Here is a 26,282-nt window from a genome sequence, read left to right as displayed (position 1 = left end):
CCGGGCCGGTAGACAGGACGCCATGAGCACCACGGACACCCGCCCGCATCCGCACGACGGGGTCCGGGCTGCCGTGGCGATCTCGGCCACCAGCACGCCGGTGCTCTCCTACGCCCTCGCGCACAACCGGGTGCCGGTCGTGTCGCGGCTGGCGTTCACCAACCACGGCGCGGCGGTCCGCGGCGCCACCGTGCGCCTGGGCGTCCAGGACGCCGAGGGCCCCATCGGCAGCCCGGTCGAGCTGCTGGTCGACCTCGACGCCGGCACCACGACCGTGCTCAGCGACGTCGGCCTGGTCATGGACCCCGCCGCGATGCTGCAGATCGAGGAGCAGCGGCCCGGGTCGATCGAGATCGACGTCGCCGTCGACGGCGTGGACGTCGCCGGCACCGCCGTCCCGGTGCAGGTGCTCGCCGCCAGCCAGTGGCTGGCCACCCCGGTGCCGCTGGCGCTGGAGATGCTCGCCGCGCACGTCCTGCCCAACCACCCCGCGGTGACCGCGCTGCTGGCCGAGGCCGCCGCGGTGCTCGAGGAGCGCACCGACGACCCGTCGGTGCAGGGCTACCAGGCCGGTCCCGAGCGGGTCGACGAGATCGTCGCCGCGATCGCCGCGGCCGTGCGCGCCCGCGGCATCCGCTACAGCGAGCCCCCGGCCAGCTGGGCCGACATCGGCCAGAAGGTGCGCACCCCCGGCGACGTGCTCGACGGCCGGGTGGGCACGTGCCTGGACACCGTCGTCGTGCTCGCCGCCGCGCTCGAGGCCGCCGGCGTGCGGCCGCTGCTGTGGGTGGCCGAGGGGCACGCCTTCCTCGGCTACTGGCGCGAGGAGCGCACCGCGGAGAGCGCGGCGACCACCGACGTCGCGCCGCTGGTCAACCTGGTCGACCTCGGCCTGGTGCGGCTGGTGGAGACGACGCTGCTGACCAGCCGCAGCGCCGAGGAGCCCGACGCCGACCGGCTGCACCGGGCCGCCTACGACGCCTGGCTGCCCGGCCCCCTGGACCGCGTCGTCGGCGTCACCGACGTCCACCGCGCCCGCCGCGACGGCATCCTGCCGCTGCCCGCCCGCACCCGCGGCCCGGACGGCTCGGTGCAGGTCATCGAGTACCGCGCGGCCGAGCACGACCCCGCCGCCCGCCCGGCCGGCCGGCACGCCGCCCCGGTCGCCGGCGGCCGCCCCGGCGTGCCGCCGCGGGTGCAGCAGTGGAAGAACGCCCTGCTCGACCTCAGCCTGCGCAACCGGCTGATCAACTACACCGAGGGCGCCGGCCTGCCGCTGGTCGTCCCCGACGCCTACCTCGCCGGCCTCGCCGACCTGCTCACCGGTGACGACGCCCTCACCCTGCTGCCCAGCGACCGGCTGGCCGCCGTGCACGTCGAGCGCGGCGTGCGCTCGGCCCGCGAGCTGCCGGTCGGCCTGCTCGGCGAGACGCTGGTGGACCGCCGCGCGGTGCACGCCGACGTCACCGAGGGCGGCTACCTGCCCCGGCTGCGCGGGCTGGCGCACCGGGCGCGGACGGTCCGCGAGGAGACCGGCGCCAACAACCTCCACGTCGCGATCGGCAGCCTGGCCTGGGAGCTCGACGGCCGGGCGCTGCGCTCGCCGCTGGTGCTGCTGCCGGTGGTCCTCTCCCCCGCGGGCCGCACCGGCGCCTACCGGCTCAGCGCCGACGAGTCCTCCGCCGCCAGCCCCAACTGGTGCCTGCTGGAGAAGCTGCGCCAGGTGCACGGCCTGACCGTGCCGGGGCTGGACGGCGAGGGCATCGACGTCGACACCGCGCTGACCGCCGTCCGCCAGGCGCTGGCCGACGCCGGGCTGCCGTTCCGCGTCGAGGCGACGGCCGACCTCGCCGTCCTGCAGTTCGCCAAGTACCGGCTGTGGCGCGACCTCGACGAGCACTGGGCCGAGCTCACCGCCAACCCGCTGGTGCACCACCTCGTGCACGCCCCGACCGAGGCGTTCGCCGACCCGGTGCCGGCCGCGGCCGCCGACGTCGACCTCGACGAGCTGGCCGCCCGCTGCCCCGTCCCCGCCGACGCCTCGCAGCTGCGCGCGGTGGCCGAGGGCGTCGCCGGGCGCACGTTCGTGCTGGAGGGCCCGCCCGGCACCGGCAAGTCGCAGACCATCACCAACCTGCTCACCCGCGCGGTCGCCGACGGCAAGCGGGTGCTGTTCGTCGCCGAGAAGCGGGCCGCGCTCGACGTCGTCGCCCGGCGGCTCGAGGCGGTCGGCATGGGCCCGTTCGCCCTCGACCTGCACGACCGGGGCGCCCGCGCCGCCGAGGTCCGCGCCCGGGTGCGCGCGGCGCTGGACCACGCCGTCGCCGTCGACGAGCAGGGCCTGGCCGCCGACGGCGACGACCTGCGCGCCGCCCGCCGCACGCTGGCCCGCTACGCCGACAGGCTGCACGCGCCGAACGCGGCCGGGCTGTCGTACTACTCCGCGCGGACGGCGCAGCTCGCGCTCGGCGACGACGTCCCGCAGCTGCCGGTGCCGCAGGCCTTCGCCGCCGCCGCGCCCGCGGCGACGCTGGCCGAGGTGCGCCGCGCGCTGGCGCTGCTGCCCGACGTCGCCGACCTGGTCCGCCCCTCGCCGCGGCACCCGTGGGCGTTCGTCGACACCGCGCGGGTCGACCTGCGCGCCGCCCAGGCCGCCGCCGCCGAGGTCGACGCCGCCATGCGGGCGCTGCCGGCCGAGGAGCACCTGGCGCGGGCGCTGCGCGAGGTGCGCACCCCCGGCGACCTCGACGACCTCGCCCACCTGCTGTCCGGTCCGGCGGTGGGCTCCACGATCGGCATGGACGTCCTCGACGAGGTGCCCACCGAGCGCTGGACGACCGCGACGACGACGGTGCTCGGCGAGGTCGCCGCGTTCACCTCCGCGGTCCACCCGGGGCTGGAGCTCGCGACCCCGGAGGCGCTGGCGCTGCCGCTGGCCGACCTCTACGTCGCCGCCCAGACCGCGCAGGCCGCCCGCTGGTGGGCCCGCCGGCAGGGGCTGCGCGCGGTGCGCGCGCAGCTCGCGCCGGTGCTGCGCCCGGGTGTGACGGTCAAGCTCCGCGACGTCGCCGAGCTCACCGCCTCGCTGTGGCGGCTGCAGACCGCCGCCACCGGGATCGCCGCCCGCGCCTCGGTCATCCCCGGGCTGTCGGTGCCGCCCGGGTGGAACCCGCTGCTGGAGCCCACGCTGCTCGACGGGCAGGTCGCCTGGCTGCGCCGCGCCGGCGCGGTCGTCGACAGCGCCCGCGAGTTCGCCGTCGCGCTGCGCCGCTACGTCGTCGCCGGGCCCGGGCCGGACGCCGCCGCGGCCGCCGCCGTCGTCCGGCTGCGCGACGGGCTCGACGCGCTGCTGCGGGTCTGCTCCAGCACCCCGGCCGCGCTGGCCGCCTGGTGCGGTGACGACGGCGTGGTGCTGCGCTGGGCGATGACCCGGCCCGAGCGCGGCGTCGAGCACAGCGGGCTGATCTCGCTGCGCCGCTGGGCGGAGTTCCTCGACACCCTCGAGCCGCTGCGCGCCGCCGGGCTCACCGAGGCCCGCGCCGCGCTGGTGTCGGGCCGGCTGCCCGCCGAGGACGCCCCGCGCGCGTTCGAGCACGGCCTGGCCGCCGCGTCGTCGGCCGAGCGCCGCGCCGCCACCGGGCTGGACGGCTTCGACGAGGCCGCGCACGGCAAGGCGATCACCCGCTTCACCGCCGCCTCCCGCGCGGTGCGCCGGCACCTGGCCGCCGCGCTGCCGGCCGAGGTGCTGGCCGGCCGGGACCTCGGCCTCGCCCCTGACGGCACCGCCGACGACCGGCTCGGCGCCCTGCAGCGCGAGCTCGGCCGCTCCCGCCGGGGCCTGGGCGTGCGCGCGCTGCTGGCCGAGTACGGCGACCTGGTCACCGCGGTCGTGCCGTGCGTGCTGGTCAGCCCCGACTCGGTGGCGCGGTTCTTCCCCGCGCGGGCCGGGCTGTTCGACCTGGTGGTCTTCGACGAGGCCTCGCAGATCCGCGTCGCCGACGCCGTCGGCGCGCTCGGCCGGGCCAAGGCCGCCGTGGTCGTCGGGGACAGCGAGCAGATGCCGCCGACGTCGTTCGCCGAGCCGGTGTCCGTCCTCGACGACGAGCTCGCCGAGCTGCTCGGCACCGCCGTCGAGGACGAGGAGTCGATCCTCTCCGAGTGCGTGCAGGCGCGGGTGCCGCGGCACTGGCTGTCCTGGCACTACCGCAGCCAGGACGAGTCGCTGATCGCGTTCAGCAACGCGCACTACTACGAGAACCGGCTGTCGTCGTTCCCGGCGCCCACCCACGGGCGGCCCTCGCCCGACGTCGACGGCCGCGGCATCTCGCTGGTCCGCGTGCAGGGCACCTTCCACCGCGCCGGCGCCGGCCGGCTGCTGCGCACCAACCCGATGGAGGCCAAGGCCGTCGTCGCCGAGGTCCGCCGCCGGTTCGACGCGGGTACGGGCGGGGATGCCACAGCGGTGCCGTCGATCGGCGTGGTCACCTTCAACACCCAGCAGCGGGCCTACATCGAGTCGCTGCTGCGCGACGCCGGCGACGAGCGGCTGGCCGAGGCGCTGGACCGCACCGACGGCGAGGGCCTGTTCGTCAAGAACCTGGAGAACGTGCAGGGCGACGAGCGCGACGTCGTGCTGTTCTCCACCGGCTTCAGCCCCGACGACCGCGGCGTGCTGCCGCTGAACTTCGGCCCGCTCAACCGGGTGGGCGGCGAGCGCCGGCTCAACGTGGCGATCACCCGCGCCCGGCGGCAGGTCGTCGTCTTCTCCTCCTTCGACCCGTCGGCGCTGCGCGCGGAGCAGACGTCGTCGCTGGGCATCAAGCACCTGCGCGCCTACCTCGACCTGGCGGCGCTCGGCACCGACGCGCTGCCCCGCGAGGCCCGGCGGCCGTCGGTGCCCGACCGGCACCGCGAGGAGATCGCCGCGGCGCTGCGCGGGCGCGGGCTGGCGGTGCGCACCGACGTCGGCCTGTCGGAGTTCCGCGTCGACCTGTCCGTGGCCCGGGCCGCCACGCCGGACAGCCCGGTCATGGCGGTGCTGCTCGACGGCCCCGAGTGGGCGCGCCGCCGCACCGTCGGCGACCGCGACGGCCTCCCTGTCGAGGTGCTGTCCGGGATGCTCGGCTGGCCCGTCGTCGAGCGGGTGTGGCTGCCCTCGTGGCTGCGCGACCGCGACGCCGTCCTCGACCGCCTGGTCGCGGCGGTGGCCGCGGTCCCCGAGCCGGCACCCGCTCCCCCGGCCGCCGCCCTCACCGTGGTGGACGACGTCCCCGCCCCCGTCGTCGAGCTCCCCGTCGCCGAGCCGGAGCGGGAGACCGGGCCGCAGCCCGACCCCGAGCCGGAGTCCCGCGGGCTGCCGACGCTGCGCTCGATGGTGTCGGCCGCGGTCACCGCGCTGCCGGTGCCGCGGCACGCGCCGGTCGAGGCCCCGGTGGTGACGACGCCGGTGACCCCGGTGCCGCTGACCGTCGTCCCCGACCCCGTCGAGGAGCCCGCGCAGGAGCTGCGGTTCCGCGCGTGGGCGCCCAGGCCCGCGGGCGACCGCAAGGTCCTCGACGACCTGGCCGACCCGCGCAACGCCCGGCTCGTGCGGCGCGTCCTGACCGCCGGGGTCAAGGCGGAGGGGCCGGTGCACCGCGACCGCCTCGCGCGGCTGGCCGCCGGCGCGTTCGGGCTGACCCGGGTGAGCGAGGCCCGCCGCGACGCGCTGCTGGCCCTGCTGCCCGAGGGCTCGCTCGACGGCGACGTCGTCTGGCCCGGGACGCTGGACCGGGAGACCTGGACCGCGTTCCGCCGCCAGGCCACCAGCACCGCGCGCCCGCTCGAGCAGGTGCCGGTGCAGGAGGTCGGCAACGCGATGGTCGCCCTGTGCCGCGCGTCCGACGGCCTGACCCAGGACGAGCTGTTCCTGCGCACCGGCGAGGTGTTCGGCTACCGCCGCCGCACGCCGTCGCTGGCGCCGCTGCTGGCCCGGGCGCTGGCCCGCGTCACCGCCGCCGGGCGGGTCACCGCCGGCGACGACGGCCGGCTCACCGCCCGCTGACCTCTCCGCCACGCGGTCGTGCTCTGCACCCAGGTGCAGGCAGAGCACGACCGTCCGCAGGAGCCCCCCGGCTGCGGGGAGGATGGAGCACCGTGAGCACCGCCGGGACGACCGAGGCGACCGCGATCCGGGACTTCGCCGCCGACGTGCGCGACGCCGTCGGGCGGCTGGCCGGGGTCGCCGAGCGCACGCCGCTGCAGCGCAACGAGCGGCTCTCCGCACTCACCGGCGCCGACGTGTGGCTCAAGCGGGAGGACCTGCAGGTCGGCCGCTCGTACAAGGTCCGCGGCGCGTACAACACGATCAGCCGCCTCGACGACGCCGCCCGCGCCGCCGGCGTGGTCTGCGCGAGCGCCGGCAACCACGGCCAGGGCGTCGCGTACGCCTGCCGGGCGCTCGGCGTGCGCGGCGCGGTCTTCGTCCCCGGCACGACGCCGCGGCAGAAGCGCGCCCGCATCCAGGCCCTCGGCGGGGACACCGTCGAGCTCGTCGTCACCGGCGACACCTACGACGACGCCGCGGCCGCCGCCGCGGCGCACGCCCGCACGACCGGCGCCACGCTGGTCCCGGCGTTCGACGCCTGGCCGGTCGTCGTCGGGCAGGCGACCGTCGCGGTGGAGGTGCTCGACCAGCTCGGCGGCCGCGCGCCCGACGTCGTCGTCCTGCCGCTCGGCGGGGGCGGGCTGCTGGCCGGCTGCGGCACCTGGCTCGCGCAGGCCGCCCCCGGCACTCGGGTGGTCGGGGTGGAGCCGGCGGGCGCGGCGAGCATGGCCGCGGCCCTGGCCGCCGGGCGGCCGGTCGAGCTGGCGGAGATCGACACCTTCGTCGACGGCGCCGCGGTCCGGCGGGCCGGGGCGGTCACCCACCCGCTGGTGCGCGACTGCGGCGCCGAGCTGGTCGCCGTCCCCGAGGGCCGGGTCTGCACCGAGATGCTCGACCTGTACCAGGTCGACGGGATCATCGCCGAGCCCGCGGGCGCGCTGGCCTCCGCCGCGCTCACCGGCGGCACCGTGCGGGTCGAGCCGGGGCAGACGGTGGTCTGCGTGCTGTCCGGCGGCAACAACGACGTCAGCCGGTACGCCGAGGTCATCGAGCGCTCCCTGGTGCACCAGGGGCTCAAGCACTACTTCCTCGTGGAGTTCCCCCAGGAGCCCGGCGCGCTGCGCCGCTTCCTCGACGACGTGCTCGGTCCCGACGACGACATCGTGCTGTTCGAGTACGTCAAGCGGGACGAGCGGGAGACCGGCGCCGCGCTCACCGGCATCGAGCTCGGCACCGCCTCCGCGCTGCCCGGCCTGCTCGACCGGATCGCCGCGAACCCGCTGCGCATCCAGCACCTGGCGCCGGACTCCCCGGCCTACCGCTACCTCGTCCGCGGCGGCGCCCCCGGCTAGACCCGGGCCAGCCCCACCACGGTGACGTCGTCGGTGCCCGCGGGGTCCAGCGCCGCGACGACGCCGTCCACGACCTCCTGCGGCTCCCCGGCCAGGCCCGCCACCGTCGCGCGCACCGCCTCCAGGCCCTCGGGCAGCGGGCGGTCGCGCCGCTCGACCAGCCCGTCGCTGTAGAGCAGCAGCCGGTCGCCGGGGTCCAGCCGCAGCTCCACCTCGGGGAAGTCGGCGTCGTCGAGGAGCCCGAGCGCCGGCCCGCGGCCGTCGGTGACCAGCCGCGCGGCGCCGTCGTGCGCGTGCACGGCGGGCAGGTGCCCGGCGTTGGCCAGCGCCAGCGCGCCGCCGGCCGGGTCGAGCTGGACGACGAGGGCGGTCGCCATCTCCCCCGGCAGCAGCGCGGCGACCAGGCGGTTGAGCTCGGCCAGCGCCGCGGCCGGGCCCTCGTCGCGCAGCAGCGCGGCGCGCAGCGCGTGCCGCAGCTGGGCGGTCACCGACGCGGCGGTCAGGCCGTGCCCGGCGACGTCGCCGAGCACCACGGCCAGCCGGCCGCTGGGCAGCGGCACCAGGTCGTACCAGTCGCCGCCGACGACGTCGGCCTCGCTCGGCCGGTACCGCGCGCCGAGCGCGACGCCGGGCACCTTGGGCAGCTCCTCCAGCAGCAGGGTGCGCTGCAGCGCGGCCGAGAGCCGGTCGTCCTCGCCGGCGCGGGCGAGCCGCGCCTCGCCGAGGTGGCCGGCCAGCGCGCGGGCGGCGGCGACCTCGTGCTCGCGCCACGGGCGGGCGGTGCCGCGCACGGTCTCGGTCCAGCGGGCGAACGACCGGCGCGGGGACAGCCGCCCGTCGGTGACCTTCGACGTGTGCGGGTCACCGCCCCAGCTGACCTCGCGTGGGGTCTCGGGGCGGAACCAGGCCAGGAAGTCGCCGCGCCCGCCGCCGACCTCGACGGCGAGCACGCCGCTGGCGTCGTCGGCGAGATCGTCGAAGCCGGGCAACGCGAGGGTGAGCCGGTCGGTCGCGCCGCCGGCCCGCAGCACCGCGGGGACGGCGGCGGCGACCCGGTCGGCCGGCGGGGTGCGCCCGAGCAGGTGCAGCCGCCCGTCGAGGCGGATCGCGGCGCCGGCGGCGGGCAGCAGGTCCAGCGCGGTGAGGTCCCCGTCCACGAGCGCGGCCGCGGGCGTGCGCGGCGTGCGGCCGATCGCGGCCACCAGCTCCGCCTCCCGTTGCGCGACGGCGACCACCCGGTCGCGCTCGCCGGCCTCGACGGTGGTGTGCAGCAGCAGCGAGGCGGTGCGGCCGAGGAACTCCGCGGCGGTGCGGTCGGCGTAGGAGGGGCGGTGGGCGCCGCTGTAGCCGTGGCAGGCGACGAGTCCCCAGAGCTTCCCGCGGTCGATGAGCGACACCGACATCGACGCGGTGACGCCCATGTTGGCCAGGTACTCCAGGTGCACCGGCGAGACGCTGCGCAGCACCGCGCCGGACAGGTCCAGCGGCCGCCCCGTCCCCGGCACCAGCGGCGGCTCCAGCGGGACCGGCGTGTAGGTGGCGTCGGGGATCAGCCGCATCCAGTTGGTGGCGTAGAGGGCGCGGGCCTGGGCGGGGATGTCACCGGCCGGGTAGTGCAGGCCGAGGAAGGGCTCGAGGTCCGCCCGCCGGTCCTCGGCGACCACCTCGCCGTTCCACTCGGCGTCGAAGCGGTAGACCATCACCCGGTCGAAGCCGGTCAGCGCCCGCACCTCGCGGGCCAGGACGGCGGTCAGCCCCTCCAGCGACGTCGGCGCGGACAGCCGCTGCAGCACGGTCGGCAGCCGCCGGTGCCAGGCCGCGCCGGCCTGCCCGGCGCCGGCGACCGGCTCCCACTCGGTGACCAGCAGGTCGCCGCTGCGGGACAGGACCAGGTCCAGCTCGGTGCCGGCGGGCGCCACCCGCAGCGGGTCGGCCTCGACGAGGTCCGCGGCCAGCGCCGCCCGCAGCCGGTCGAGCTCGGCGGGGGTCAGCAGGTCGGCCAGCGTGCGGCCGGTGGGGTCGGTGCCGAGGACGGCGGCGGCGTTGGCCGAGGCGACGACGACGGCGAGGTCGGGCTCGGTGACGGCGAGCAGCGCGCCGTGCGGCTGGATCGCGCCGGGGACGGCGATCGGCTCCTCGGCGCAGCGGGCGAGCGCCTCGTCGTCGACCACACGGCGGAGCGGGTCGGGAGCCGGGGACGGGAGGGTCGGGGCGGCGCTCATCGCGGCCGACCCTACGACCCGACCTCCCCGTCGGTCAGGCTCGCCGACTCCACGACGGGCACCAGGCGGGACAGGTCCAGCAGGTCGATGACCAGGCGCACCGGCTGGTTGTCCCGCGGGCAGACGACCTGCAGCGCGGTCCCGGCCGCGGCGGCCTGCTTGGCGGCACGGACCAGCTGCCGGGCCCCGGAGGAGTCCATGAAGACGGTGGCGGTCAGGTCGATGACCAGGGATCGCGGGTGGGCGGCCAGCTCGTCGTCGACGTACGCGGCGAGGAGCGCCACCGTGGCGATGTCGAGTTCACCGCGTACCCTCAGCGCGGGCCGCCCGTTCACCGCCACGCGGTCGACGGCGAACAGCACGATCAGGCTCCCTCGGTACCCGGAACGGACCCGAGGAGCGTACGCGCCGTCACGGGAGGGGCTCGGCATGGACATCGCGTTCACCGTCCGGCTGCCCGTCGACGTGGACAGCGTGCCCTTCGTCCGCGGCCTGTGCCGGCAGGCGCTCGAGCACCTGCGGATCGAGCGGGCCGTCGTCGAGGAGACGACGCTCGCGCTCACCGAGGCCTGCGCGAACGTCGTCCAGCACGCCGGCGACCACGCCGAGTACCAGGTGTCGGTGGAGATCGACCGGGCGCTGTGCCGGATCACCGTCGTCGACGACGGCACCGGCTTCGACCCGGAGGAGGCGGCCACCCGGGCCGGCCTCGACGGCGAGCGCGGCGCGGGGCTCGCGCTCATGCAGGCGCTGGTCGACCGGCTGGACTTCCGCCTCGACCCCGACGGCCGGCACTGCGTCAGCCTGGAGAAGCGGCTGAGCAGCCGCCCGTCGCTGCGCCTGCTCGACCGCAGCTGACGAAGGACCCCCTGCCCCCACCGCTCGCAGGCTCGCGGCGGGCCCCTGCAGGGGGCCGGAGGGCGACTACCCGTCGAGCGGGTTGGCCCGGGCGCGGGCGGCGAAGCCGTTCGCCGAGAACCGGCCGGCCGGCGAGTCCGGCTTGCGGCGGGCCTGGTCCTCGAAGCAGGCGACGAACTCGCCGATGAGGCCCAGCCGCGGGTACTCCGCGAGGACGGCGGCGCGCAGGCCGGCGGGCCAGGTGTCCGGGTCGCGGCCGGAGATGTCGAGGCCGGTGGCCAGCTCCAGCAGGTGTCCCTCGGGGTCGGCGGCGACGTCGACCTCCGGCGCCATGTGCGCGACGACGACCTCCGCGACCCGGCGCCGCCGCGCGGCCGGCCAGCCCGCCCCCGCGGCGAACACCCAGCCGACCGCCCCGCCGGCCTCCTCGAACGGCACGGTCGCGCTGTCGAAGACCGGCACCAGCCCGATGTCGTGCACCATCGCCGCGACGAACAGCAGCTCCTCGTCGAACGCGATGCCGTGCCGGGCGGCGTGGTCGGCGGCCCACAGGTAGGAGCGCAGGCAGTGGTTCACCAGCGCCGGTGAGCTGAACTGCTCCACCACCTCCCGCGCGAGGCGGCAGGCGGCGGTGTCGGGCAGGGCGGGGAGGGAGGCGGTCACGGTCGGCGAGTGTGCCGCCGTCCGTCCGCTCCTCCCCCGCCCGCCGCGCACCCTGGCAGGTCCGTTGCGGAACCCGGCAGGGACGGTGTCCTGACGAGAGCCGTCACGCCGAGGGCTTGAGCTCCTTGACCCGCTCGATGAGCCCGCCGGCGCAGGCGTCGATGAACCCGTCGGGGTCCGGGCCGACGTTCTGCAGGACGAGGTGGTCGAAGCCCGCGTCGACGTAGGGCTGCGCCTGCTGCAGGTGCTTCTCCGGGTCCGGCCCGACGGAGAACTGCCCCCGGATGTCGTCCTCCCTCACCGTCTGGCTGGCGGCGTCGAAGTTGACCGGGTTGGGCAGCTCGCTCATGACCTTCCAGCCGGTGAGCGCCCAGCGGCTGGTCCTCAGCGCCTCCTCGACGGCGGACTGCTCGTCCTGCGCCCACGCCATCGGCACCTCGGCGTAGAGCGGGCCCTTGCCGCCGGCGTCGCGGAAGGCGCCGACGAGGTCCTCGCGCGGCTCGGTGGCGAACAGCCCGTCGCCGTACTGGGCGGCCAGCTCCGACGCGTTGTGCCCGCCGCTGGCGACCGCGATGACCGGGAGCTCGTCGGGCAGGTCGAACACGCGGGCGTCCTCGAGCTGCAGGTACCTGCCCTCGAAGGTCTGGTAGCCGCCCTGCCAGAGCTGCCGGATGATCTGCAGCGCCTCGCGGAGCATCTCGTGCCGCACGTGCACCGCCGGCCAGCCGGTGCCGACGACGTGCTCGTTGAGCCGCTCACCGGCGCCGATGCCGAGGGTGAACCGGCCCTCGGCGAGGATCTGCACGGTGGCCGCGGCCTGGGCGATGACCGCCGGGTGGTACCGGATGATCGGGCAGGTCACGCCGGTGACCAGGCCGATCCGCTCGGTCTTCGCGGCCATCGCGCCGAGCATCGACCAGGTGAAGCCGCTGTGCCCCTGGACGTCGAGCCACGGGTGGTAGTGGTCGCTCATCTCGACGAAGTCGAAGCCCGCCTCCTCGGCCCGCACCGTCTGGCGGACGACCTCCTCGGGCGGGAAGGCCTCGGTGGCGAGCTTCAGTCCGACCTGCATCGCGGGCGTCCTCACTGTCGGGTCCAGCGGTCGCACGAGGGCTGCCCGGGCCCCGCGGAACGGAAACGGCACGCCGGGGTCCCACGGCTCAGCCGGGGACGACGTCGACCCGCATGCCGAGTTGCTCGAGGAGCGTCTTCTGGTCGAAGTAGCCGACGACGCGCGTGATGCCGTCCGGCCCGACCTCGATCGCGTCGATGCCCGGCAGGTCGCAGCGGCGCTCGGTCGGCGCCGGCAGCCCCGGCACCACGCCGCTGTTGGTGCCCTGCATGCGCCAACGGGCATACACCCGCGAGCCCTCGCTCGAGACGTCCTCCAGGGCGAAGACCAGGTCGGGGAAGGCCGCGACCAGGGCGGAGACGTAGCTCGCGATCGCTGTCTTAGGCAGGGGCTCGGGGAGGGTCGGGTCGGCGTAGGTCCCGCCGTCGGCGAAGGTCGCCGCGACCGCGTCGCCGTCGTGGTCGTTCCAGCCGCGCAGGTAGCGCTCGGCCAGCTCGGCGGCGCTCAGCGTCGTCGTCATGTCGGTCTCCCCTCGGTCGGTGGACGGGCACCGCGGCGCGGACGGGGGCCGCCGCGCGCCACGGCGAGGTGGTCGCGCGAGGGTGCCGAGGCTAGTGCCGCGCCGCCCGGAAGCCGAGGGAGTTCCCCGCCGCGGGGTCCTCGGGTAATGCGGTCGCGGCGCGCGAGCCGAGCGCGTTGACTGCCCCGGCCCACCACGACGCCGCGGGGACCGGGCCCCGCACCCACAGAAGAGAAGGGACGATGGAGGAGATCAGCGAACGCCTGCTCAGCTGGGCGTCGATCCTCGAGGACGCGACCCGCGAGCAGGCCGAGCGCACCGCCTCGCTCCCGTTCATCCACCCGCACGTGGCGCTCATGCCCGACGCCCACCTGGGTCTGGGCGCGACCGTCGGCTCGGTCATCCCGACCGACGGGGCGATCATCCCGGCGGCGGTCGGGGTGGACATCGGCTGCGGGATGATGGCCGTGCGCACCCAGTTCACCGGCGACGACGTCCGCGGCCGCAACCTGGCCACGCTGCACGAGCAGATCTCGCGGGCGATCCCGCTGTCGGCCGGCCGCTACAACCGCAGGCTCCGCGACACGGCCGCGCCGCGGGTCGAGGAGCTCCGCGCACTCCCGGGCGCGGACCAGGCCGACGGCGTCGTGCGCGACTGGCCGCTGCAGCTGGGCTCGCTCGGCTCGGGCAACCACTTCATCGAGGTGTCCCTCGACGAGGCCGACCGGGTGTGGCTGTTCCTGCACTCGGGCTCGCGAGGCGTCGGCAACAAGCTGGCGTCGAAGCACATCCGGGTGGCGCAGGAGCGCACCCGGGCCCGGGGCGTCGTCGTCCCCGACCGCGACCTCGCCTACCTGGAGGAGGGCGAGCCAGAGTTCGACGCGTACATCGAGGCACTGCGCTGGGCGCAGCGGTTCGCCGCGCTCAACCGCGAGGAGATGATGGACCGCGTCGCCGACCAGGTGTCCCGGTTCATGAGTGGACAGGGCCTGACCGAGGAGGTCCGGCGCGAGCAGGTGGTCCAGTGCCACCACAACTACACCGAGCGGGAGACCCACTACGGCCGCCGGGTGTGGCTGTCCCGCAAGGGCGCGATCGCGGCGCGCCGGGGCCAGTGGGGGCTCATCCCGGGGTCGATGGGCGCGGCGTCCTACGTCGTCGTCGGCAAGGGCGACGCCGCGTCGCTGACCTCGGCGCCGCACGGTGCCGGGCGGGCGTTCTCCCGGTCGGCCGCGCGCAAGCGGTTCAGCCGGGCCGACCTCGACCGGCGGATGACCGGCATCGCCTGGGGCCGCTCGGACGCCTTCCTCGACGAGCACCCCGAGGCGTACAAGAGCATCGACGTCGTCATGGCCGACGCCGCCGACCTGGTCGAGGTCCGGCACACGCTGCGCCAGGTGGTGAACGTCAAGGGCGACTGAGGTCCCGCGCCCGCTCGTGCTCTGCCCCCGGTCGGGGGCAGAGCACGAGCACGCCGGGCGAGGAGCCTGCCGACTTTCGGTGCCACCTGGGCTCCAGCAGAGTGACGGCGTGACGACGTCGATCGAGGCCGCCGCGCTGCAGAAGGTGGCACCGGGCGTCTTCGCCTACGTGCAGCCCGACGGCAGCTGGATGATCAACAACACCGGCGTCGTCACCGGCGACGACGGCACGGGGCTGATGGTGGACACCACCTCGACCGAGGCCCGCAACCGCGCGCTCCTGGCCGCCGTCGGGTCGGTGGCGCCGGGCCGGCTGCGGGCGCTGGTGAACACCCACCACCACGGCGACCACACCTTCGGCAACTGGCTGGTCCCCGCCGACACCCCGGTCGTCGGGCACGTGCACGCGAGGGAGGACCAGCTCGCCGCCGGGCTGCTGGCCGCGCAGGTGCTCACCGGCCCGGACTACGGGCACCTGGAGGTGCGCCCGCCCGACCTCACGTTCACCGGCGCGCTGACCCTGCACCTCGGCGAGCGGGCGGTGGAGCTGCACGCGGTGGGGCCTGCGCACACCCGCGGCGACGTCGTCGTGTGGCTGCCGGCGCAGCGGGTCGCCTTCGCCGGCGACGTCGCCTTCGCCGGCGGCCAGCCGTTCCTCGCGGAGGGCAGCGTCGCCCGCTACCCGCGGGCGGTGGAGGCGCTGCGCGCGCTGCAGCCCGACGTGCTGGTGCCCGGGCACGGCCCGGTGTGCCGCGGCGACGAGGTCCCCCGGCTGCTCGACGACCTCGCCGGCTACGCCGCCTTCGTCGACGCCACCGCGCGCGAGGGGCACGCGGCCGGGTGGTCGCCGCTGGAGACCGCCCGCCGGCACGCGGACAACCCCTACGCCGGGTGGCAGGAGTCCGAGCGGCTGGTGGGCAACCTGCACCGCGCCTACGCCGAGCTCGACGGCCGGCCGCCGGGCGAGCGGCTGCCGCTGACCGCCATCTGGCCGGACATGGTGGCGTTCCACGGCGGCCCCATCGGCTGCCGGGCGTGAGGGAGGAGAGCTGATGCGCTGGGTCACCTACGTCTCGCCGTCCGACGGCGCGGAGCGGGCCGGGCTGCTGCGCGACGGGGAGGTGCACGGGTTCGACGCCGCGCTGGTCGACCTGCTGCCCGACCTCGCCGCGGCGGCGGAGCGCACCCCGGCCGAGGTGGTGCCGGAGGACGGGCTGGTGCTGCGCGCGCCGGTGCCGCGGCCGCCGTCGGTCCGCGACTTCCTGTCCTTCGAGCAGCACGCGCGCAACGCCGCCGCCGCGTTCGGCCGGGAGGTCTCGCCGGTCTGGTTCCAGCAGCCGGTCTTCTACTTCACCAACCCCGCGGCGGTGCGCGGGACCGGCGAGCCGGTGCCCGTCTCCCCCGGCTCGGCGGCGTTCGACTACGAGGTGGAGGTCGCCGCGGTCGTCGGCCGGGGCGGGTCGGACCTCACGCCGGAGCAGGCCGAGGCCGCGATCGCCGGCTACACGGTGTTCGTCGACTGGAGCGCCCGCGACGTGCAGGGCGTGGAGTCCCAGGTCGGCCTCGGCCCGGCCAAGGGCAAGGACGGCGCGACGACGCTCGGCCCGGTGCTGGTCACGCCCGACGAGCTCGAGCCGCACCGCTCCGGCGCCGGCTACGCGCTGCGGATGGCGGCCGCGGTCGACGGCGTCGAGCAGGGCGGCGGCAGCTGGGCCGACATCCACTGGTCGTTCGGGCAGATGCTCGCCTACGCCTCGCGGGGCACCGAGCTGCGGCCCGGTGACGTGGTCGGCAGCGGCACGGTCGGCACCGGGTGCCTGCTGGAGCTGCGGTCGCTGCACGGCGAGGAGGAGCACCCGTGGCTGCGGCCGGGCGTGGAGGTCGCGGTGACGGTCGAGCGGATCGGCACGGTGACCGCACGCATCGTCGCCGGCCCCGACCCGGTGCCGCTGGGTCCCCCCGCGACGGCCGCGCGGGCCTAGGGCGGAGCGTGCCCGTGCTCCGCCCCACGGTGGAGCCGGAGCACGGGCGCGCGCCGGTCAGTCCTCCGCCTGGCCCATCCCGGTGCCCTCGGCGGCGCCGGGGAAGCCGGGGCGGTCCCCGCTGCCCATGGGTCCCTGGGCAGCGCGGGGTCCCTGTTCGGGAGCGTCGTCGGCGACGCCGTTCTCGTCGGGGTGCTCACCGGGCAGCACGTGGTCGTCGGTGCGGCCGTCCGAGCCGCCGTTCGGCGGACCCTGGGTCATCGCGGACCTCCTCAGCCGTGCTCCGACCGGACGGCTGGGCTCACCCCGGTCGGGGCACGGGGTACCCGGCCCGGCGCCCCGGACACGGCTCGGGCGGTCGGCGTCCGCCCCGCGACGGGTGGTCAGGGGCAGCTCTCCTCGAGCTTCACGACGCCGAGGTCGATCGTCCCCTCCGCCGCGCCGGTGACCCGCTGGCCGGCCGGGACGTTCTGCGTGCAGACCCTCCAGTTGGCGTCGAGCACCTGGTTGCGGGTGCCGAGCAGGTCGTGGGACAGGCTGAGGAGGACGCCGTTGGCCTGGATCAGGTCCTGGGCGTCCTGCAGGGTCATCCCGACCACCGACGGCATGGCGAAGTCGACCACCGGCGCGGCCGGCGTGGTCGGGGCCGGGGTGGTCGGGGCGGCGGTGGTGGACGGGACCGGCGCGGGCGCCGGCGTCGACTCGGGAGCCGGCGCGGAGGCCGACGCACTGGTGGCCGAGGAGGTCGACGCGTCCGACGCCGCCGCGGTCTCGTCGCTCCCGCACCCGGAGGCGAGGACGCCGACGGAGAGCAGGACCGGGACGGCGGCGAGCCGGCGGAGCGGACGGACGGCAGAGGCGAGCTGGGTCATGGGACACCCCGTGGAGATCGAGAGCGGCGCGTGCGCCGGTCGCCCCACAGCCGGGCTGCGACCCGGTGCCGCAAGAGGAACGCCAGGAGCCTCACACGGTCGGCGGTCGCCGTCCGGGAGATCCGGGACGGCGTCGTAGCGGGACGGTCACGAAGTGCCCCGGTCGCCCCGCCGGTCCCCCCGGACACGCCGCGGCCCCCGTCCCGGGTGGGGGACGGGGGCCGCGGTCGCGCTCGCAGGTCAGTAGCCGCGACCGGCCTGACCCTTGCCGCCCTTCGCGTTCTTGGCCTGGAAGTCGCGGATGAACTGCTTGATCTTGGCCTGGTTCTGCGGCTTCCGGAGCTCCTGGACGACCTTGGCGGCGACGCCCGAGGCGATCAGGTTCCTCATCATGCCCATGGGGGGACTCCCTCCTCTCGACTGCTGGTTCCGGTGCCCCGTCAACGGGCGGCGCAACCGTCGCGATCCCCGGGGTTTCCCGCTCCCGTCGTGGTGGGCCGCTGACGCGCTGTGCGGGCGCACCGCTGCGTCCTTTCTCGTCCGCCACGGCGTGTCGGCGCCTGCGTGTCGGAGGTCGAGCGGCGGAGAGGACGACTCCTGCGCTGGTGGAACGGGCGATTCGGATCCGCGGCCCGCGTCAAGTCCGCGACTCGCGTCCGGGCGTGGCGCGGACGCGATCCGGTTGAACGCTGCAACACCCCTCCCTACCGTCGTCGCGGTCCGGCCGGCCCTCAGTCACCTCCCGTGTGACACCCGCCGGACACGCCGAACCAGGCGGCCGGCAACCGGCCGGCGCCCGGACCGGGGACCCACGTGAGCACTGGGGTGAAGCGCGCGCCGTCGCGCCGGGCGACTCCTCCGCCCGAACCCGTCAGCTAACCCGGTAGGCGGTCGCGGAGAACAGGAGAACCGTCGTCGATGACGACTGCACGCACGTCCACCGCCCGTCGTTCGTTCCGCGGCATCGCCGTCGCGGCCCTCGCCGGAGCCGGCATCGCCCTCTCACCCCTCCCGGCGTCGGCCGCCGCGGGCGACGGGGGTACCGCGACGGTCGCCGCCGCACCGGCGGCCGCTCCCAACGGCGCGGCCCAGGCCGCCGTCGACACCGCCCTGGCCCAGGTCGGTGACCCGTACGTGTACGGCGCCACCGGCCCGAGCTCGTTCGACTGCTCGGGCCTGACCAGCTACAGCTACCAGGCGGCGGGCGTCTCGATCCCGCGCACCTCGAAGGCCCAGTCGACGTTCGGCACCCCGGTGGTGAAGGCCGACCTGCAGCCGGGCGACCTGGTGTTCTTCTACAGCCCCGTGTCGCACGTGGGCATGTACATCGGCAACGGCCAGATGGTCCACGCCTCGACCGCCGGCAAGCCGGTGGCCGTCGTGAGCCTCGACTCGATGCCGGAGTACGTGGGCGCGCGCCGCGTCGCCTGACGCGCGGAACGGTGTCCCCGGCCGGCTCGCCCGGCCGGGGGCACCGAACCGTCCTCGGGTGGTGTCCGCCGGCGATCCCGCCTGGCCGCGGCCGGCCGGCCCCGGGCCGGTGGTGGCGGTGGGCAAGCTCGTCGCCGACCAGCTGCTCGAGCTGTCCGCGCCGCTGGTGGCCGGCGGCCAGCAGCGGGTCGAGCGGACGACGACGGCCGGCGGCGCCCCCGCCAACGTCACCGCCGGCGTGGCCCATCTGGGTGCGCCGGCGCGGTTCGCGGGCTGGGCCGGCGCCGACCCGCTGGCCGACGGGCTGCTGGCCGGTCTCGCTCGGAGGGGCGTCGAGCTCGCGGTGGTCCGCCGCGGGCGCGCGCCGCTGTCGACGGTGCTCGTGCACCCCGACGGCGAGCGCACGGTGCTGACCGACCGCGGCGAGGGCGGCCTGGAGCCGGCCGACGTCCGGCCGGAGTGGTTCGCCGGCGCCGCCGTCGCCCACCTCGACGGCTACGACCTGCTGCGCTTCCCCGACGCGGTGCGGGCCGCGGCCGGCACGGCGCACGACCTCGGGGTGCCGGTGAGCGCGGACGTCGCCGCGGCCGCCCGCATCGAGCGGCACGGTGCCGATGGCTACGTCGAGCTGCTCGCCGGGCTGCGTCCGGACGTGCTCTGCTGCAACGCCGCGGAGGCCGCGGCCCTGGGCCTGGACGGCGCCCTGCCCGCCTGGGCGCCGCCGCTGGTGCTGGTGCACGCCGGCGCCCGGCCGACCCGGGTCGTCACGGCGGCGGGCACGGTGGAGGTCCCGGTGGAGCCGCTGCCCGCGGGTGGACCGCGCGACACGACGGGCTGCGGGGACGCGTTCGCGGCCGGGCTGCTGACCGGCTGGCGCGCGGGCGTGCCCGTGCTGGACGCCGTCCGGACCGGCCACGCGGCAGCTGCTGTGGTGGCGGGTGTGGTCGGCGGTCAGCCGCCATCGTCAGGCGCCTGACCTGGGGGTTCGTGCTGCGCGGGCACTGCCGGCTCTCCGACGCCGCCGCTGCCCGACTGGTGCGCAGCGGCCGGGCGCTGGACCACCTGCCCGCCCTCGCCGAGGCCCACGACGCCGGTCTGGTGTCCGCCGAGCAGGTCGCCGTCGCCGCGAAGGCGGTGACCCCCGAACGCCTCACCGCCGCGGCCGCCGGGGTGGACCTGGCCGTCATCGACGCGGTGCTCACCGGCGTGGCGGTCGAGCAGCCGCACGCCGACCTCGTGCAGGTCGTGCAGCACTACCTCGACGACCTCGATCCCGACGGGCCCGAGCCCGACCCCACCGAGGGCCGGTCACTGACGCTGGCCAAGCACGCCGACGGGTCGCTGCCCACGCTGCGCGGCCACAGGCCGCAGATCGCCGTCGTCATCGACCTGGCCGACCTGGTCGACCCGGCCGGCAGCCGCAACGCCGGGCGGATGGGTTTCGGCGCCACCGTCTCCGCCGCCCGGACTCGGTGGCTGGCCTGCGACGGCGCCGTCTCCCGGGTGGTGTTCGGCCCCGACGGCGCCCCGCTGGACCTGGGCCGCGAGCAGCGGCTGATGAGCCGCCACCTCCGCAAGGCCGCCGAGCTGCGCGACGGCGGGTGCGTGTCCACCGGCTGCGGCGCCCCGACGTGGTGGTGCGACGTGCACCACCTGGTCCACTGGATCGACGGCGGCGACACCAGCCTGGACAACGCAGCCCTGCTGTGCGAGCGCCACCACACCGAGGTCCACCACGGCTTCCGGGTGGAACGACGACCGGCCGGCCGATGGCGCACGTGGCGCCCCGACGGCACCGAGATCACCACCCCGGCGCCACTGCTCTCTCCTGCCGCCTGACTCAGGGGAGGTAGCGGCGGCGGAAGAGCGCTGCCCAGCCCTCGACCTCCGGCACCGCCGCCGCGGCGTCCGCGAGGTCGCCGTGTCCGCGGAAGAGCACGCGCGTCGGCAGGGCACCGCGGTCGGCGTCGAGCCGGCGCACCACCTCGCGGGCGCCCTCGTCGTCGTCCCGGGCGAGGACCAGCGTCACCGCCGCGTCCCACTCCGGACCACCCGCGGAACCGCCGCGGCGCACGCTCTCGGTGAGCAGCACGTTCCGCAGCAGCTGCCGGGTCGGGTACTCGCCGAGGCGGTCGAAGGCGCCGTCGGCCATGCCGAACCGCTCGCAGTGCCGGCGGTAGCTGGCGTCCTTCTCCCGGCGCCGCCCGTCCTTCTCCGGACCGGGATCCCGGCTGAAGCCGTCCACGTACTTGGTCTCGACGGCGACGAGCAGGCTCCGGCCGTCGGCCAGCCGGGCCGACAGCACGGCGTCGAAGGCCGACCCGTCCCCGAGGTGCTCGCGCGGGGCCGGCGCCCACTCGCACTCGATGCCGTCGATGACGCGGTCGCCGACGTCCACCCGCTCGAGTCCCGTCACCGGCAGGTCCAGGAGACGGCCGATCACGACCGCGGCGGCCTCACGGTGGGCGCGCAGGTGCCCGAAGACGCTGAACGCCAGTGGCATCGAGCTGAGCATGTTGGTGAACAGCCGCGAGCGCTCGAGCTGACCTCCCTCCTCGCGCACGACCTCGGCGCGTGCGCGCGCGTACCGCGCCGCCTCGGGTGAGAGGAAGTTGCGGTCGCCGTGCTCCTCGCGGAGGTGGTTCCCGAGCGGCCGGCCCTTCCACGTGCCGGCCGGCAGGCCGAGCACCTGCTCGCGGAAGTCCGACTGCCGCCGCCGCTCCCGCCGGGTGACCGGGCCGTCCGACCGGACGACGGAGATGACGCTGTCGGTCACGACGTCAGATCCGCGCCAGGAGTTCGGCCTTCTTGGCCTCGAAGTCCGCGATGGTGATGACGCCCGCGTCCCGCAGCTCGGCCAGCTGGCGCAACTGCTCGACGACCGCGGGGAAGCCGCCGTCACCGGCAGCGCCCGGCTGCGGAGCCGGGGCGGGCGCCTGCTTGACGAACGGGTCCGCCGGAGCCGCCTGCGCCGGCGGCACGAGCAGCGCACTGACCGCGGAGCGGACCTGGTCCACGAAGGGGCCGCCGTCCGCCTTCGGCACGGACGTGTAGGTGACCTTGCGGCCGCCGTCCTGCACGGTCAGCTTCCCCGTCAGGACACCGGCGTCCCACAGGATCGAGCCGAGGCGCAGCAGGGGGTACTCGTCGATGCTGGAACCACCCCACCCGTCGCGGGCGAAGAGGACGCGGCGGTCCGTGAGCGCGAGCAGGCCCTGGCTGGTCCCGAGGACGGCAGGAGCGAGGGCTTCGACCCGCTCACCCGGCCACAGGTGGGCGGCGAGCCCGCGGATCTCCTTCCTCCTGCCCATCGTCGACGACATGCGCGCCGCCGCGGCGGCGATGTCGGGACGCAACTGCTCGGCCATGGTGCTCCTGTCCGCTCCGGCCCGCGTGGGCGCGGACTCCGGACGACGGTAAGGACGGATCCCCGGGCGCCGTGGGACCCGGTGGCGCGGTCCGGCACGTCTCCCCCGGCCGTCCCAGTCGCCTCACGAGGAACCGCTGAGGGCGATCGGCCCCGCGTCGGTTCAGTGGCGGACGCCGAGGTGGCGCTCCGCGCAGGTCGAGCAGAGCCCGGTGTTGTCGTGCACGTGCTCGCGGGCGTTGACCTGGCGGCACACCGGGCACCAGCGGAAGGTCCGCCGCCGCCTGCGGGCGACCTCCTCCGCCGCCTCGGCCAGCTGTGCGCGCTCGTACAGCACCTCGTCGGAGGAGAACCGGCGGTCGGCCACGAACTCCCACACCAACTCGGCGGGCCCGGACCAGCGCGGCTCGGGACGGGCCAGCGTGAAGCCGAACCCGTCCCAGCCGACCGCGACCTGCGCCGGCTCCCCGCTCACGAACCACCGCTGGTGCGGCGGCCCGGCCACCTCCGTCCAGCCGTCGCCGAGCGCCCGCACCAGCACGTCGGGCGCCACCCCGACCAGGGCGGCGAGCTCCGCGGTGTCAGACACCGGCCATCTCGGCCAGCCGGCACATCGCGTTGACCTGGCGCAGCTGCTCCGGCGTCCGCACCTGGGCGTCGAGCAGCAGGGGGCTCATCACCACCACCGCCAGCGCCTTCGCCCGCGACACCGCCACGTTGAGCCGGTTGAGGTCGTACAGGAACGACACCCCGCGCGGCGCCTCGTCGGCCGACGTCGACGTCGTCGAGTAGACGACCACCGGCGCCTCCTGCCCCTGGAACCGGTCGACCGTGCCCACCCGCGCGCCGTCGGGCAGCAGCGACCGGATCAGCGCCACCTGGTTGTTGTACGGCGCGACGACGAGCACGTCGTCCGGGCCGATCGGCCGCTCGGCGCCCTCGGCGTCCACCCAGCCGACGCCCTGCAGCGACTCCCAGACGGCGGCCACCTCGGCCGCCTCCTCCATCGACGACGCCGACGCCGCCACCGTGTGCTCCACGAACCGCACCGCCGGCCCGGCCCCCGACACCAGCCCGCCGGGCCGGACGGTGATCCGCTCCCGCAGCGCCGCCGACTCCAGCCGGCCCTCGTACGCCAGGTCGGACACGAACGCGGTCAGTGCCGGGTGCATCCGGTAGGTCGTGTCCAGGAAGACCCCGCGGCCCTCCGGCACGGTGGGGTGCCCCTCGAGCAGGTGCTCCAGCGCGGACAGCCCCGAGTCGCCGGGGTGCACGGCCTGGGTCGGCTGGGCCAGCTGCTGCGGGTCGCCGAGCAGCACGAGCGACCTCGCCGCCCGCGCCACCGCGAGGGCGTTGGCCAGCGCGAACTGACCCGCCTCGTCGACGACGAGCACGTCGACGGCCTCGGCGAGGTCGGGCTGCGTCCAGAACCACGCCGTCCCGCCGACCAGCGACACGTCGCCCTCCAGCAGCCGCGAGGCGACCTCCTTGCCGTCGCGCGACCACTCCACGCCCGGTGCGCCGCAGGCCTGCTTCTCCTCGCACTTCTGCAGCGCGGGCCGGCCGACGGCGGACAGCACGTTGCCGATGACGGCGTGCGAGGTCGCCGTGACGCCGACCTTCTTGCCGGCGTCGAGCAGCGCCCGGATCAGCCGCGACGCCGCCCGCGTCTTGCCGCTGCCGGGCGGGCCCTGCACGGCGAGCACCTCGCCGTCGAGCCGCAGCCCGAGCCGGACGACGGCGTCGCCGGCCTCCTCCCCCGGCAGCCGCCGGCAGTCCGCGGGCACCCACCGCTCGAGCAGCGCCCGGCCGAGGCAGTCGCGGCCGGCGAGCACGTCGAGCGCGGTCGCCGCGATCGCCTCGCGCATGCCCTTGTCGTCGATCGGCCCCTCCGGGCCGAGGGCGCGCGGCGTGGGTTCCTTCGTCGACTTGACGACAAGTCGACCCTCGACGGCGTCGAGCTCGCGGATCTCCCCGACGCGCGTGCGGGTGTCGACGTCGACCACCTTCGACCCCACCGACAGCTTCGTGTCCTGCGTCGGGAACGAGAACGCGTAGAGCTTCGACCGCTTCTCGGTGCCGACCTCGACCGGCGCCGACAGCCCGCCGAGCACCGTGCCGTCCTCGACCAGGGCGGCGTCGTCGAGGTCCTTGCGGCTGAAGAACTCCCACCAGCCGGGGCGCGCCTCGCGGCGGTGCCACTGCACGAGGTCGCCGAGCAGGCCGTGGCCGGCCATCTGCAGCCGCTCGACCAGCGCGAGCTCCTCGGTCTCGGCCTCCGACCGCTCGGCCGGGCCGGTCGTCTCGGACAGCACCGGCCGCGTCTGGCCGCCGAACTCCCGCTCGAGCTCCTCGCGCTGGGTCTCCAGCCAGTCGTGCAGCTCGCGGGTCGAGTCGACGTCGTCCTTGTTGTAGAGCTCGATGTCCACGAGGCGCTGCGGGTCCCGGTCGGCGAGCCACTTCTCGTAGGCGATGACGCTGCCCATGGCGTCGGCGACGTCGCCGGTGTGCTCGCGGCCGTAGAACGCCTCGACCTTCTTGATCGAGTACGAGCCCTTGCTGATCCGCATCGACTGCTTGACGACCGGATAGAGGTCGACGAACCGCTCGGCGCGCAGCAGCTGGTCGAGCTCCGCCTCGCGGACGCCGTACCGGCCGGTGAGCCGCTTGAGCGCGCTGACCTCGTAGGCGGCGTAGTGGTAGACGTGCATGCCGGGGTCGGCGCGCCAGGCATCGAGGACCAGGTCGATCAGGTCGGCGACCATCCGCTTCTCGGCGGCGGGGTCGTGCGCCCACAGCGCGGTGAAGCTGCCGTTGCGCCGCCCCACGCCGGCCAGGTACTCCAGGCCCGCGCCGTCGGCGGAGTGCGGGTCGCCCTCGAAGTCGAGGTAGAGGTCGCCGTCGCTGGGCTCGGGCAGCCGCAGCAGGCCGAGGCCCCCGGCCGGCGGGAGCAGGGTGCGGCTGGGGACGCCGGTGCGGCGCTCGTCGAGCTGCTGGCGCGCCTGCTCCTGCAGCCGGGCGCGGGTGGCCGCGCCGATGCGGGCGGCCTTCAGCGTCTCGGGCGGGGCCTCGGCGAGCTGCTCGAGGGTGGTGACGCCGGCGGCGCGCAGGGCGTCGCGGGTGTCGCGGCGCATGCCGGCGACGAGGGAGAGGTCGTCGGCCCCCTGCAGCTCGGCGTCGCACTTGGGCTTCCACGTGCACTGGCTGCAGTAGGGGCCGGGGACGGGCTCGGTGGCCGGCGGGTCGGCGACGAAGGCGGTCAGCCGGGCGCGGGCGCGGCGGGCGTAGGCGGCGACGTCGACCAGCCGCCACGGGTTGGTGACGCCGTCGCCGGTGACGACGCAGATCCGGTCGGGCTGCCTGCCCTGCAGGACGGCGAGGCGCTCGGCATAGGTGGCCATCTGCAGCAGGGCGGGCACCTTGACGCGGCGGGCGAGCTTGGCGTCGGCGACCTCGTACGACCAGCTCCCGAGGGCCGACGGCGTGGGCACCTTCAGGAGGAAGTCGGCCGCGCCGCCCCAGACGCCGTCGAAGAACGCGGCCTGCGAGACGACGTCGACGCCGGCGCGCATGGCCTGCAGGGTCATCGCCTCGGCCTCGCGGCGGCCGGCGGCGTCGAAGCGGGCCGGGATGCGGACGACGCTGCGCCCCTCGGCCTCGAGCGCGTCGAGGTAGCGCATCTCGTGCCCGGTGCCGAGGTCGGCGATGAGCGCGGCGTGGTCGCCCGGGCCCTCGGCGAGCGGCTCGAGCCGGCCGTCGGCGACGGCGAGGTCGAGCGTCGTGAGGTGTGCGCAGGCCTGGTGGCGGGTCAGGTCGGTGGGGCTCAGGACCAGGGAGCCGTCGGTGCGGTACATCGAGACGGGACGGTCTCACGTGACGGCGCCACCGAGGACTCCCCGCGCCGCAGCGGGCGGCACGTCCGTCCCACGGACCTCATCGCACTCCCCGGACTGCCGGCGGCCACACGCCGGCTCGGTCCCGCGTCGCCCGTGCAGCGCCGGTCGGGGCAGGTAGCTTCCGGCGACCGAGGGGAGCGGACGGTGCGGACGAGGCATGTGGCGGGACACGTCCTGGGTGCGTTGCTGCTGGCGCTGGGGACGTGGGTGGGGATCCTGCCGCGACGCGTCCGCGGCGACCTCGGCGACGTGGCGACCTGCGGGACGGCGTGGTTCCCGGCCGGCGCACGGCCTCATCCGGGCGACCCGTTCGACTCCGCCCACGCCTGCTCGTCCTTCCTCGAGCAGTACCGGGCCCTCTCGCTGGGTCTCCTGGCGGCCGGCGTGCTCGTCGTCGCGGGGACGTGGCTGCTGGCGCGCTCCGCCCGCCGCCGGGCCGCGGGCGCCACCGTCTGAGGTCCCGGGCGGGGCACACGCCTCCTCCGCGACACCGCCGGCACGTCCGTCCCAGCTCCATCACGGGGTGCGGCGGGTGGGCGTG

22 protein-coding genes and 1 riboswitch are annotated in these 26,282 nt (G+C 76.3%); of the genes, 10 read left to right on the top strand and 12 right to left on the bottom strand.

Annotated features, from left to right (window positions below; translation table 11 throughout):
- The first annotated feature begins 22 nt into the window (after nt 1-22).
- Nucleotides 23-6,043: a DUF3320 domain-containing protein gene (locus tag ACI8AK_RS02715; protein WP_456955049.1), complete on the top strand. Its 6,021-nt coding sequence runs from the start codon at nt 23-25 to the stop codon at nt 6,041-6,043.
- Nucleotides 6,044-6,135: 92 nt separating this feature from the next.
- The gene (gene ilvA, locus ACI8AK_RS02710) at nt 6,136-7,437 is read left to right on the top strand and encodes a threonine ammonia-lyase IlvA (protein WP_456955048.1); all 1,302 of its coding nucleotides are present in this window, start codon (nt 6,136-6,138) and stop codon (nt 7,435-7,437) included.
- Here the strand turns inward: ilvA and ACI8AK_RS02705 are convergent.
- Complete coding sequence (locus tag ACI8AK_RS02705; protein ID WP_456955047.1) at nt 7,434-9,659, bottom strand: SpoIIE family protein phosphatase; 2,226 nt, start codon at nt 9,657-9,659, stop codon at nt 7,434-7,436. The genes ilvA and ACI8AK_RS02705 overlap by 4 nt on opposite strands.
- A gap of 11 nt (nt 9,660-9,670) precedes the next feature.
- Nucleotides 9,671-10,021: an STAS domain-containing protein gene (locus tag ACI8AK_RS02700; RefSeq protein WP_387988796.1), complete on the bottom strand. Its 351-nt coding sequence runs from the start codon at nt 10,019-10,021 to the stop codon at nt 9,671-9,673.
- A gap of 67 nt (nt 10,022-10,088) precedes the next feature.
- On the opposite strand from ACI8AK_RS02700, the gene ACI8AK_RS02695 reads away from it, so the two are divergent.
- The gene (locus ACI8AK_RS02695; protein WP_456955046.1) at nt 10,089-10,517 is read left to right on the top strand and encodes an ATP-binding protein; all 429 of its coding nucleotides are present in this window, start codon (nt 10,089-10,091) and stop codon (nt 10,515-10,517) included.
- Nucleotides 10,518-10,583: 66 nt separating this feature from the next.
- On the opposite strand, the gene ACI8AK_RS02690 is transcribed toward ACI8AK_RS02695, so the two are convergent.
- From ACI8AK_RS02690 to ACI8AK_RS02680, 3 genes are all read right to left on the bottom strand, one after another.
- On the bottom strand, nt 10,584-11,180 hold the full coding sequence (locus tag ACI8AK_RS02690) for an HD domain-containing protein (protein ID WP_456955045.1): 597 nt from the start codon (nt 11,178-11,180) through the stop codon (nt 10,584-10,586).
- A gap of 103 nt (nt 11,181-11,283) precedes the next feature.
- A complete protein-coding gene (locus tag ACI8AK_RS02685; protein WP_387988793.1) occupies nt 11,284-12,252 on the bottom strand; it encodes a TIGR03557 family F420-dependent LLM class oxidoreductase in 969 nt (322 codons plus the stop codon).
- An 88-nt stretch (nt 12,253-12,340) separates the two neighbouring features.
- Nucleotides 12,341-12,772, bottom strand: a complete 432-nt coding sequence (locus ACI8AK_RS02680; RefSeq protein WP_456955044.1) for an ester cyclase — start codon at nt 12,770-12,772, stop codon at nt 12,341-12,343.
- A 242-nt stretch (nt 12,773-13,014) separates the two neighbouring features.
- On the opposite strand from ACI8AK_RS02680, the gene ACI8AK_RS02675 reads away from it, so the two are divergent.
- The 3 genes from ACI8AK_RS02675 (at nt 13,015) to ACI8AK_RS02665 (ending at nt 16,175) form a co-directional block, all read left to right on the top strand.
- Entirely contained in the window at nt 13,015-14,193 is a 1,179-nt protein-coding gene (locus ACI8AK_RS02675; RefSeq protein WP_456955043.1) for an RtcB family protein, read from the top strand.
- Nucleotides 14,194-14,302: 109 nt separating this feature from the next.
- On the top strand, nt 14,303-15,232 hold the full coding sequence (locus tag ACI8AK_RS02670) for an MBL fold metallo-hydrolase (RefSeq protein WP_456955042.1): 930 nt from the start codon (nt 14,303-14,305) through the stop codon (nt 15,230-15,232).
- 13 nt (nt 15,233-15,245) lie between these two features.
- Nucleotides 15,246-16,175: a fumarylacetoacetate hydrolase family protein gene (locus ACI8AK_RS02665; protein WP_456949509.1), complete on the top strand. Its 930-nt coding sequence runs from the start codon at nt 15,246-15,248 to the stop codon at nt 16,173-16,175.
- A 57-nt stretch (nt 16,176-16,232) separates the two neighbouring features.
- On the opposite strand, the gene ACI8AK_RS02660 is transcribed toward ACI8AK_RS02665, so the two are convergent.
- The 3 genes from ACI8AK_RS02660 to ACI8AK_RS02650 all read right to left on the bottom strand — a co-directional run bounded on the left by ACI8AK_RS02660 (nt 16,233) and on the right by ACI8AK_RS02650 (nt 17,446).
- Nucleotides 16,233-16,436 carry a hypothetical protein gene (locus ACI8AK_RS02660; RefSeq protein ID WP_387988788.1) on the bottom strand — a complete coding sequence of 68 codons (204 nt, stop codon included), beginning with the start codon at nt 16,434-16,436 and terminating at the stop codon, nt 16,233-16,235.
- Nucleotides 16,437-16,558: 122 nt separating this feature from the next.
- Nucleotides 16,559-17,047, bottom strand: a complete 489-nt coding sequence (locus ACI8AK_RS02655; protein WP_456949508.1) for a PASTA domain-containing protein — start codon at nt 17,045-17,047, stop codon at nt 16,559-16,561.
- 240 nt (nt 17,048-17,287) lie between these two features.
- Nucleotides 17,288-17,446 (bottom strand): hypothetical protein, encoded by a 159-nt coding sequence (locus ACI8AK_RS02650; RefSeq protein ID WP_387988786.1) that lies wholly within the window; start codon nt 17,444-17,446, stop codon nt 17,288-17,290.
- Nucleotides 17,447-17,847: 401 nt separating this feature from the next.
- A riboswitch (cyclic di-AMP (ydaO/yuaA leader) is annotated at nt 17,848-17,932 on the top strand.
- A 33-nt stretch (nt 17,933-17,965) separates the two neighbouring features.
- On the opposite strand from ACI8AK_RS02650, the gene ACI8AK_RS02645 reads away from it, so the two are divergent.
- The 3 genes from ACI8AK_RS02645 to ACI8AK_RS02635 are packed head-to-tail and all read left to right on the top strand — an operon-like array spanning nt 17,966 to nt 20,317.
- Nucleotides 17,966-18,478 carry a C40 family peptidase gene (locus ACI8AK_RS02645; RefSeq protein ID WP_456955041.1) on the top strand — a complete coding sequence of 171 codons (513 nt, stop codon included), beginning with the start codon at nt 17,966-17,968 and terminating at the stop codon, nt 18,476-18,478.
- 58 nt (nt 18,479-18,536) lie between these two features.
- The gene (locus ACI8AK_RS02640; RefSeq protein ID WP_456955040.1) at nt 18,537-19,454 is read left to right on the top strand and encodes a carbohydrate kinase family protein; all 918 of its coding nucleotides are present in this window, start codon (nt 18,537-18,539) and stop codon (nt 19,452-19,454) included.
- Between the two features lie 11 nt (nt 19,455-19,465).
- Entirely contained in the window at nt 19,466-20,317 is an 852-nt protein-coding gene (locus tag ACI8AK_RS02635; RefSeq protein WP_456955039.1) for a DUF222 domain-containing protein, read from the top strand.
- 1 nt (nt 20,318) lies between these two features.
- Here the strand turns inward: ACI8AK_RS02635 and ACI8AK_RS02630 are convergent, their stop codons facing one another.
- The 4 genes from ACI8AK_RS02630 to ACI8AK_RS02615 all read right to left on the bottom strand — a co-directional run bounded on the left by ACI8AK_RS02630 (nt 20,319) and on the right by ACI8AK_RS02615 (nt 25,699).
- Nucleotides 20,319-21,254 (bottom strand): PGN_0703 family putative restriction endonuclease, encoded by a 936-nt coding sequence (locus ACI8AK_RS02630; RefSeq protein ID WP_456955038.1) that lies wholly within the window; start codon nt 21,252-21,254, stop codon nt 20,319-20,321.
- 4 nt (nt 21,255-21,258) lie between these two features.
- Entirely contained in the window at nt 21,259-21,846 is a 588-nt protein-coding gene (locus ACI8AK_RS02625) for an SHOCT domain-containing protein (protein ID WP_456955037.1), read from the bottom strand.
- Nucleotides 21,847-22,008: 162 nt separating this feature from the next.
- A complete protein-coding gene (locus ACI8AK_RS02620) occupies nt 22,009-22,434 on the bottom strand; it encodes a hypothetical protein (RefSeq protein WP_456949502.1) in 426 nt (141 codons plus the stop codon).
- Entirely contained in the window at nt 22,427-25,699 is a 3,273-nt protein-coding gene (locus ACI8AK_RS02615; protein ID WP_456955036.1) for a TM0106 family RecB-like putative nuclease, read from the bottom strand. The genes ACI8AK_RS02620 and ACI8AK_RS02615 overlap by 8 nt, the downstream gene beginning before the upstream one ends.
- A gap of 201 nt (nt 25,700-25,900) precedes the next feature.
- On the opposite strand from ACI8AK_RS02615, the gene ACI8AK_RS02610 reads away from it, so the two are divergent.
- Nucleotides 25,901-26,197 carry a hypothetical protein gene (locus ACI8AK_RS02610; RefSeq protein WP_456955035.1) on the top strand — a complete coding sequence of 99 codons (297 nt, stop codon included), beginning with the start codon at nt 25,901-25,903 and terminating at the stop codon, nt 26,195-26,197.
- Nucleotides 26,198-26,282 lie beyond the last annotated feature (85 nt).

This window comes from Geodermatophilus sp. SYSU D00867 (assembly GCF_054050315.1).
Note: the sequence above shows the minus strand (reverse complement) of the source record. Positions and strands in the feature narration are given on the sequence as shown.

Excerpts from the sequence above, each read along its gene's own strand:
- ACI8AK_RS02715 (WP_456955049.1), top strand. The coding sequence starts at position 23 with ATGAGCACCACGGACACCCGCCCGCATCCGCACGACGGGGTCCGGGCT.
- ACI8AK_RS02705 (WP_456955047.1), bottom strand. The coding sequence starts at position 9,659 with ATGAGCGCCGCCCCGACCCTCCCGTCCCCGGCTCCCGACCCGCTCCGC.
- ACI8AK_RS02695 (WP_456955046.1), top strand. The coding sequence starts at position 10,089 with ATGGACATCGCGTTCACCGTCCGGCTGCCCGTCGACGTGGACAGCGTG.
- ACI8AK_RS02685 (WP_387988793.1), bottom strand. The coding sequence starts at position 12,252 with ATGCAGGTCGGACTGAAGCTCGCCACCGAGGCCTTCCCGCCCGAGGAG.
- ACI8AK_RS02680 (WP_456955044.1), bottom strand. The coding sequence starts at position 12,772 with ATGACGACGACGCTGAGCGCCGCCGAGCTGGCCGAGCGCTACCTGCGC.
- ACI8AK_RS02675 (WP_456955043.1), top strand. The coding sequence starts at position 13,015 with ATGGAGGAGATCAGCGAACGCCTGCTCAGCTGGGCGTCGATCCTCGAG.
- ACI8AK_RS02665 (WP_456949509.1), top strand. The coding sequence starts at position 15,246 with ATGCGCTGGGTCACCTACGTCTCGCCGTCCGACGGCGCGGAGCGGGCC.
- ACI8AK_RS02660 (WP_387988788.1), bottom strand. The coding sequence starts at position 16,436 with ATGACCCAGGGTCCGCCGAACGGCGGCTCGGACGGCCGCACCGACGAC.
- ACI8AK_RS02655 (WP_456949508.1), bottom strand. The coding sequence starts at position 17,047 with ATGACCCAGCTCGCCTCTGCCGTCCGTCCGCTCCGCCGGCTCGCCGCC.
- ACI8AK_RS02650 (WP_387988786.1), bottom strand. The coding sequence starts at position 17,446 with ATGGGCATGATGAGGAACCTGATCGCCTCGGGCGTCGCCGCCAAGGTC.
- ACI8AK_RS02645 (WP_456955041.1), top strand. The coding sequence starts at position 17,966 with ATGACGACTGCACGCACGTCCACCGCCCGTCGTTCGTTCCGCGGCATC.
- ACI8AK_RS02625 (WP_456955037.1), bottom strand. The coding sequence starts at position 21,846 with ATGGCCGAGCAGTTGCGTCCCGACATCGCCGCCGCGGCGGCGCGCATG.
- ACI8AK_RS02615 (WP_456955036.1), bottom strand. The coding sequence starts at position 25,699 with ATGTACCGCACCGACGGCTCCCTGGTCCTGAGCCCCACCGACCTGACC.